Below are 7,128 nucleotides of genomic sequence, written 5' to 3'. Positions count from 1 at the left end.
AACATCGTGGAAAACAAAGTTGACAACGAGATAAGAATAGACCATACAGAACAAAGAAAATTACAAAAAGCAGTATCATTAAGAGTGTTTCAAAGACTTGACGTAGTAGATGCAGAAAGAAAATTAATGTTTTCAGCAATATACAGAGATTTGAAAGACAGATTTGGAGTTGCGAGTTACCGTGATGTGAAGAGAAAAGATTTGAAAAATGCCTTACTGTATGTTCAGAACTGGATAGAAAAAGCAGAATTGAGGAATTGAGATGGATGAAAAAGAGAAAACAGTCAAAAGAATAAAAGAAAAGATATTATGCAATATAGAAATGAACAACCGTGACTTTGAATTTGCAAAACTTAATGCCAATTTATTTAAGGGTATTAAATTTATAAAGAAAAGAAAGGCAAAGAGAAAATGTCTAAAAGAATGTCGAGAGAAAACCAAAAATTAATATACTGGTTTATAGACTGCTATGCTTACAAGCTGAAAGGTGTAGACATAAATTGGCAGACTAGCAAGCAAAAGCCTGCCATTTCTGACTACTTTCTTTATAAGGCAAAGGAAGACTTGAAAAAACTTTATATTAAGCATAGTGGCAAGAATATAAAGGGATATGATCCTTTTAAGAATATGGAAAGCAAGCTGAAAGACAGAATTGGAGATATAATTGACAAGAATTACACAAAAGAAAGCAAAATCAATATAATCACAAACGATTTAATGGATTTTGTAACCGATGAAATTCAAATGTTATTTATAAAACTGAATGATACTTTTAGCTTGGCACTTAAATTAATGAGCAATACTGAAGCTGTGGCATTTACCAATTTTCTGTTTGACTATTTTTTACAGAACGATATAGCAATGTGGGAAGAAATGCAAATGCTATATAAACAGCAGAATGAAGAAAAATATATTTATTCTATGCTGAAACATAGAAAATGTGCTGTATGTGGAAAATATCATACAGAAAATAACAGTATAGATTTGGAACATTGGGATTCAATCGCAAGCACTCACGGAACTTATAAAAAAGATACTGGACGGGAAGGTCGGTACATATCATTGTGTAGATTACATCACAATCAGAAACATAATTGGGGAGTTCAGACGTTTGAAAGAAAATACAACGTAAAGGGTATTTATTTGGATGATGAACAAATAAAAGAACTGAAGAAAATTTATAAAAATCATTTTAAAGGATTTAAGGAGGAATAGAAAATGACGCAAAAAGAAAAACAGGATTATGAACGAATTTTTTTAGAAATCTGGGATAATAATTTGCTAGAAAAAGGGCTTCTGATTGAAATGTGTCAATTGCTTGAATTAGATAAGAAAAAAGAAGATGACGACGGATTTACATTATTTTATTACAAAACTACAAATGATAGAATATTTGTGATTGAAGATGATAAAATTCAAGGGACTTTAGAAATTTACGAAGAAAAATAAAGTTCAGTCGTGAAAAATCATTTTTGTTAGAAAAAGATTAGGAGTAGACATGAAAATAGTGATATTACTAATATTGCTAGTGCCAATTTTACTTTGGATTGCACTTATTGCTGCAATATTTGAAAATGCAGTTGAAAGAATGAAGAATTATAATCTGCTTGGAATGTTAGCAAGTTTAGGTTTTGGAATACTTATGGCTTGCGGATTGTATGAGTTTTTATTGAAAGTAATAGATCCAGGGTAAAACCATTTTGTTGAAACCAACGAAAAGCATATTGCTGGTGTCGGCAAAATGGCATCGAGAACGTTTGGATGATGTTGGGAAAACGATAAAGTTGAGGAGGAAAGTATGAAAAACAAGGATAGAATGCAGTTTAATTTAAAAAACTGGGAAAAACGTGGCTTTTTTGGAAATTTTTGGAGTAAAAATGATAAAAGAGCAACTTTTGAGAAGATATTGAATAAAGACAAGTATAAAAAGAAATGAGGAAATAAAATGGAACTTATTGAATTATATGGGATAAAAATAAAAGAATTAACTGAAATATTGAAAGATGAAACAGTAAGAAAATTTGAAATAAAAGAACACACAAATTACATAGATTATCTCATTATATCGTTCGAGTTAAATTATGAAAAGAAAATACAGTTTGATATACGTTTAAGTGATATGAAAGATTATCAAAGTTGGGATTTATCAATAGAAGAAGTAAGTTCTCAATTTGATAAAAAATTTACAAAATTAAAAGAATATTTAGAAAGCAAAAATAAAGGAGAGCTTAAAGAACTTGAGAATAAAATATCTGAGTATGAAGCAGAACTTAAAAAGGCAAAGGAACAATATGATAAAATAAACGATTATGGTGAGAATTTATAAAATTAGGAGGAATAAATGGAAATAATAACGAGAATGATAAGTGGACTAATTACATTAACGGCTGCATCAGTGCTAGTAAGATACGTCTACGGATTAGTTCTTGTATTTAAAAACAAGATAAAAACATTCAAATTCAACATAAGCAATATAATAGCATCTTTAATTGCTATGATTGTAAATCTGCTTGTGATTTACGGATTGGTTTGGATTATAAAGTTTTTTGCGATTAGAGTATAAAGTGGTATAATTAATTATAATAAAAAGGTGTTTAAGGAGGATAAAGAATGAGTGATATTCTAAGAGAGGCAAAAGGAGCGAGTAAATGGGGAAATTATGATGTTTATGATTTGATGGGTGACAAAAAGCTTTTTTATGAAAATTTAACAGATTTTGGTTGGGAGGAATTTTATAAATTTAAAAAAGATTTTCTAAAAGAACACTTTCCAGAAAAATTCAAAAACAAACAAGTGATTGTACTTTTTAAAAGAGAATTTACGGAAGAAATGGAATTAGAATTGATAAGAGAATTTACAGAGAAAATGATTCGAGAAGAAGGGAAAAAATTTCTTGAATTTGCAGCAAACTATCTAGAAGAAAAAGAAAAACAGGAACAAAAGCAAAAAGAAGTGAACGAAAAACATCAAAAAAGTTTATTGTGTAAAATGGTACAATTAATCATATTTAAAAAAGGAGACAAAAATGGAAAAGAAATTTAAAGTTGTTGAAACACTTTTTCGATGTGGCAAGTGCGGGAACTATATTAAAGCAATAAGACAATACAATGGCATGAAAATTGTTGATGACGGATGTTTAGAATTTAGAATTTTTAAAAAGAAAATGCCTGACTATGAGTACTTTTTTTGTTGCGAAAAGTGTAAAATAGAAAGCGATTCTTTGGGAGCTTTTAGAAAAATTATTCCACCTAAAGAACGGGCAGACTTTTGGTTTGTTAAAGGATACAAAGAACAAAAGACTAAACAAATGATAGAAGGCACTCTAGACAACACGAGGTCATATATAGAAAAAGCAAAAAAGGAACATAAAACCTATGGTGGAGTTCTTAATTATGGTCGATTAGGAAATTATTATTCAAAACATAAAAGCGTTGAAAAAGGTTTGGATGAATTACAAAACGAAATAACTAAAGCAATTAAATTATTTAAAAAGGGTGAAAATATAGAAGAGTTATTAGATTTTATTGGATTTTTATCAAATAATACTTTAAATAATCATAAAGTTTATATGTCGTATTTTATGCAAGCACGATTTCAATTTGAACGAAGAGCAAGTAATATAGTCTATCATAATTTGAAACATGTGAAAAGTTGTTTGAAAGGCATAAAGGAAGTAATGGAAAAATCAAAAAAAATTATTGTTTAGAATTTTAATTTTTTTCGAGAAAAAACAAAACTCAAACACTTGAAAATATAGAAAAAATAAGGTATAATTAGGAGGTAAAATTGAACACAAAAAAAGAACTCAAAGAAATTGAAGAATTTTTAAAAAGCGACAAAGTTGGAAATATTGTTATTGAAAGAAAACCAAACGGAACAATAACAATACAGAAAACAGAAACATCGCAATATAAAAAAGAGTATGCGAATAATAAGGCAACCTAAATTGCAGATGTTTCAAGACAATTGAATAAGTTATAAATATTTGAGTACATGAATATTAAGATGACCGTATTTATAAATTTGAGGAACTAAAAAGCCTTGATTTTATATATACGGTCTTTTTTTGTCTAAAAAAACTAAAAAGGTAAAAGGAAATGAAAAATGAAAACATAAAATTATTAATCAGGAATGAATTTGAAAATGGTGTAGGAGTTACTGAACTTTCTAAAAAATATAAAATTAGTGCAAATACTATTAACAGCTGGAAAAAAAGAGAAAAATGGCAAAAAAAAGTTGCACCAAAAGGAAATGCACCAAATTCTAAAAAACGCACCAAAAATAGAAATGGTGCAAATGATAAGGAAACACAGATAAAAAAGGATATTTTTGATAATGTTCCTAGAGAAGAAATCACGGAAAAACACGGAATAAAAAAGACTAAATATTACGATATTAAAAAAAGTGTGAGGCAGATTCAGATAGAACAAAGCGAAAAAGTTTTAAATGAAATTGCAACACAAAAATATAATAATGCAGTCGAAAGATTAAAAAGGATAACCGAAGAAAAAGAAAAACTGGAAACTAGAATTCTTGAAACCATAGATAAAGAAGAAATGACAATGATTAAACAAAAATTGGAACTTTTGAAAGAGTTTGAAAAAGATATAAAAGTGAATGCTAGGGTTATTTCTGATTATAGGCAAGCAGAATTAGAAGAACAACTTGTAAATAACGAGTTAAGCAGGAGTGCTTTAGAAATCCAAAAAGAACGTTTAGAAATTGAAAAAGCTAAAATTAAAAATAATGATGACAAGGATTCAGAAAAAGAAAATGAAATGATTGAGCTGTTAAAAAATATAACGGAAAAGGTTGGAAAAGATGAATGATTTAACACCCAAACAGTACGAAGTATTGAAAACATTTAATAAAGAACAGCCGAGAATAACAATTCTGACAGGAGCAAAAAGAAGCGGAAAAACGTTTTTAAATAATTTTCTGATGTTATCGCACATTGCAACATTAGCCAATCAAAATCTTAATTTTATTATAATTGGAGCAACGAGCGGAAGTATTTGGAGAAATGTTTTAAACGACTGGGAAACAATGTTAGGAAAACAATTTAAGCCAAAAAAAGACGGAAGTTTCAAGTTGTTTGGAAACAATATTTATTTATTCGGTGGAGAAAAGGCAGACAGCTGGAAAAAAATGAGAGGGATGACCTCTCACGGCACTTATATAAATGAGGCAACAGCATTACATCAAACTTTTATTACTGAAGCGTTTTCAAGAACTTCAGGAGAAGGTGCAAAGATTTTTATTGATACCAATCCTGATAATCCAGCTCATTTTGTAAAAAAAGATTATATCGACAATGCTGGAGATAGATTAGAAAATGGCAGATTAAATATTTTAGTCGGTAATTTCAAGTTAGACGATAACGTTTTTCTCAATAAAGAGTATGTGGATTCTATCAAAAAGACAACTCCACGAGGAGCAACTTACGATAGAGATGTTTTAGGATTGTGGGTTGCACAGGAAGGTGTTGTGTTTGCTGATTTTTCTGAAAAAGAAAATGTAATTAAGGACATAGAAAATATTGAAATAAAGGAATATTACATTGGAGTTGACTGGGGATTTGAGCATTATGGAACATTGGTAGTTATTGGAGTGGATTTTGAAGATAATTATTATATCGTTGAAGTTATAGCGAAACAGCATAAATATTTTGACTACTGGAAAATGCTTATTTTACAGAAATATAAGGAATATCAAGTATCAAGAGTGTTTTGCGATAGCGCTAGAACTGAATATGTGCAAGGGTTATTAGATTTCGGAATAAATGCTGAAAATGCAAAAAAAGATGTAAAAGAAGGAATTGATTTGGTTGGTGCAATGTATAAAAGAAATGCTTTAAAAATTACAGAAAAAGCGTTTAAAGGGAAATTTGAAGATGAGATTTATTCTTATGTCTGGGGGAAGAATGATGAGCCAGTTAAGGAAAATGATGATGTAATGGATGCGATAAGATATGTTTTATATAGCTTAAAAAAAGATGAAGGCGGGATTGCCTATTTATATTAGGAAGGAGGGCTAATGACTAGAGAAGAAAGAACAAGAATTAAAACTTATTATGATAGGGAACAATACAGTAAATCAAATTTAAGTAAGAATATGCCAGGACTGTTTGGCGGAACTGTCGAAATATTTAATCCGATTCGAGATATTGTAAAAGCTTTATCAAACACAGCTTTAAAGGATTTAGGAATTGACAACGATAAATTAAAAGAAATTTGGGAAATCAATCAAATGACTACTTTCAGTAAAAAAATTGCTAAAGAGATGTATTTGAATGAAGAAGTATTTGTTGAAGTTATATTAACTCCAGATGAGCAGATTAGATATCTTTTACATAGTGTAGATGACATCGAATACGTTGAAGTGTTTGGGGAGATAAAAAGGTTTAAGGTCGAAGGAGAACAAATTTACTACGACGAAAATGGCGAAGAACAAAGCAGGGAATATTCAAGAGAGTATATAAAACTCGATAATGGAACTGTTAAAAGGGTTGAGAAAATAGAAGGGGATGTTATTGAAACACCTTTTATTTTAGAAAAGATACCTGTTTCGAGATTCAAGAATGATAGCAATATTATAGAAGCATTGAATATTATAGATAAAATCAATGAAACCGAATGTTATATCGGGAGAATATTTGGAATACACGGAGATCCTTGGCTACATGCAAACGGAGTAAAACAATTTGCGGATGTTAATTCTAGTGATTCAAAAATTAAAAAGAACGCACAACTTTTGGAAGAGGCTAGATACAAAAATAAAAGAATTATCAATACCCAAAATTCAAAAGAAATGGAAGCTAGTTTTAAATATATTGAATTGACAAATCCGTTAATCAGTGAAATGCAAAACGATATAGCAAGATTAGAAAAAAGACTATCAAATTTATTTCCCGAATATCTTTTGGTAGATACAGCAACGCAAAATGTCAGCGAGGAAACTTATTTATTAAAGAATAATGGACTTAAAACGAAAGTTGCAAGTTTTAGGGAAGACTTCATAAAAAGTTTGCTAGAATTAGACAAAATTGCTTTGGAATTGTCAGGAAGTTTGGTTGAATTAACTGAAAATAATTATACATATTTTGATACATTTATGGAAAATGAAAAG

At 29.3% G+C, this 7,128-nt stretch carries 14 protein-coding genes; all 14 read left to right on the top strand.

Annotation, left to right across the window (positions count from 1 at the left end; translation table 11 throughout):
• Window positions 1-261: ORF6C domain-containing protein (locus Q0370_RS09225; RefSeq protein ID WP_299574963.1), on the top strand; the 261-nt coding region annotated here is incomplete at its 5' end.
• Between the two features lies 1 nt (window position 262).
• Window positions 263-448, top strand: a complete 186-nt coding sequence (locus Q0370_RS09220; protein ID WP_299574961.1) for a hypothetical protein — start codon at window positions 263-265, stop codon at window positions 446-448.
• Entirely contained in the window at window positions 412-1,215 is an 804-nt protein-coding gene (locus tag Q0370_RS09215; RefSeq protein WP_299574959.1) for a putative HNHc nuclease, read from the top strand. The genes Q0370_RS09220 and Q0370_RS09215 overlap by 37 nt, the downstream gene beginning before the upstream one ends.
• A 3-nt stretch (window positions 1,216-1,218) precedes the next feature.
• Entirely contained in the window at window positions 1,219-1,449 is a 231-nt protein-coding gene (locus Q0370_RS09210) for a hypothetical protein (RefSeq protein ID WP_299574957.1), read from the top strand.
• Window positions 1,450-1,498: 49 nt separating this feature from the next.
• Complete coding sequence (locus Q0370_RS09205; protein WP_299574955.1) at window positions 1,499-1,693, top strand: hypothetical protein; 195 nt, start codon at window positions 1,499-1,501, stop codon at window positions 1,691-1,693.
• Between the two features lie 105 nt (window positions 1,694-1,798).
• Window positions 1,799-1,936, top strand: coding sequence for a hypothetical protein (locus Q0370_RS09200; protein WP_295687973.1), 138 nt, complete (start codon window positions 1,799-1,801; stop codon window positions 1,934-1,936).
• A 9-nt stretch (window positions 1,937-1,945) separates the two neighbouring features.
• Window positions 1,946-2,326, top strand: a complete 381-nt coding sequence (locus Q0370_RS09195; protein ID WP_299574953.1) for a hypothetical protein — start codon at window positions 1,946-1,948, stop codon at window positions 2,324-2,326.
• 15 nt (window positions 2,327-2,341) lie between these two features.
• On the top strand, window positions 2,342-2,563 hold the full coding sequence (locus Q0370_RS09190) for a hypothetical protein (protein ID WP_299574951.1): 222 nt from the start codon (window positions 2,342-2,344) through the stop codon (window positions 2,561-2,563).
• A 47-nt stretch (window positions 2,564-2,610) separates the two neighbouring features.
• The gene (locus Q0370_RS09185; protein WP_299574949.1) at window positions 2,611-3,042 is read left to right on the top strand and encodes a hypothetical protein; all 432 of its coding nucleotides are present in this window, start codon (window positions 2,611-2,613) and stop codon (window positions 3,040-3,042) included.
• Entirely contained in the window at window positions 3,026-3,706 is a 681-nt protein-coding gene (locus Q0370_RS09180) for a hypothetical protein (protein ID WP_299574947.1), read from the top strand. The genes Q0370_RS09185 and Q0370_RS09180 overlap by 17 nt, the downstream gene beginning before the upstream one ends.
• A gap of 80 nt (window positions 3,707-3,786) precedes the next feature.
• Window positions 3,787-3,945, top strand: a complete 159-nt coding sequence (locus Q0370_RS09175; protein WP_299574945.1) for a hypothetical protein — start codon at window positions 3,787-3,789, stop codon at window positions 3,943-3,945.
• Window positions 3,946-4,097: 152 nt separating this feature from the next.
• The gene (locus Q0370_RS09170) at window positions 4,098-4,829 is read left to right on the top strand and encodes a hypothetical protein (protein ID WP_299574943.1); all 732 of its coding nucleotides are present in this window, start codon (window positions 4,098-4,100) and stop codon (window positions 4,827-4,829) included.
• Window positions 4,822-6,024: a PBSX family phage terminase large subunit gene (locus Q0370_RS09165; RefSeq protein ID WP_299574941.1), complete on the top strand. Its 1,203-nt coding sequence runs from the start codon at window positions 4,822-4,824 to the stop codon at window positions 6,022-6,024. Before Q0370_RS09170 ends, Q0370_RS09165 begins: the two co-directional genes overlap by 8 nt.
• A gap of 12 nt (window positions 6,025-6,036) precedes the next feature.
• Window positions 6,037-7,128: hypothetical protein (locus Q0370_RS09160; RefSeq protein WP_299574939.1), on the top strand; the 1,092-nt coding region annotated here is incomplete at its 3' end.

Source organism: uncultured Leptotrichia sp. (assembly GCF_938036635.1).
In the GTDB taxonomy this organism is placed as follows: Bacteria; Fusobacteriota; Fusobacteriia; order Fusobacteriales; family Leptotrichiaceae; genus Leptotrichia; species Leptotrichia hongkongensis.
Note: the sequence above shows the minus strand (reverse complement) of the source record. Positions and strands in the feature narration are given on the sequence as shown.

Bases quoted from the DNA above. Each gene is read 5' to 3' on its own strand.
- Q0370_RS09180 (WP_299574947.1), top strand. From the start codon at position 3,026: ATGGAAAAGAAATTTAAAGTTGTTGAAACACTTTTTCGATGTGGCAAG.
- Q0370_RS09165 (WP_299574941.1), top strand. From the start codon at position 4,822: ATGAATGATTTAACACCCAAACAGTACGAAGTATTGAAAACATTTAAT.
- Q0370_RS09205 (WP_299574955.1), top strand. From the start codon at position 1,499: ATGAAAATAGTGATATTACTAATATTGCTAGTGCCAATTTTACTTTGG.
- Q0370_RS09200 (WP_295687973.1), top strand. From the start codon at position 1,799: ATGAAAAACAAGGATAGAATGCAGTTTAATTTAAAAAACTGGGAAAAA.
- Q0370_RS09190 (WP_299574951.1), top strand. From the start codon at position 2,342: ATGGAAATAATAACGAGAATGATAAGTGGACTAATTACATTAACGGCT.
- Q0370_RS09210 (WP_299574957.1), top strand. From the start codon at position 1,219: ATGACGCAAAAAGAAAAACAGGATTATGAACGAATTTTTTTAGAAATC.
- Q0370_RS09195 (WP_299574953.1), top strand. From the start codon at position 1,946: ATGGAACTTATTGAATTATATGGGATAAAAATAAAAGAATTAACTGAA.
- Q0370_RS09215 (WP_299574959.1), top strand. From the start codon at position 412: ATGTCTAAAAGAATGTCGAGAGAAAACCAAAAATTAATATACTGGTTT.
- Q0370_RS09170 (WP_299574943.1), top strand. From the start codon at position 4,098: ATGAAAAATGAAAACATAAAATTATTAATCAGGAATGAATTTGAAAAT.
- Q0370_RS09185 (WP_299574949.1), top strand. From the start codon at position 2,611: ATGAGTGATATTCTAAGAGAGGCAAAAGGAGCGAGTAAATGGGGAAAT.
- Q0370_RS09220 (WP_299574961.1), top strand. From the start codon at position 263: ATGGATGAAAAAGAGAAAACAGTCAAAAGAATAAAAGAAAAGATATTA.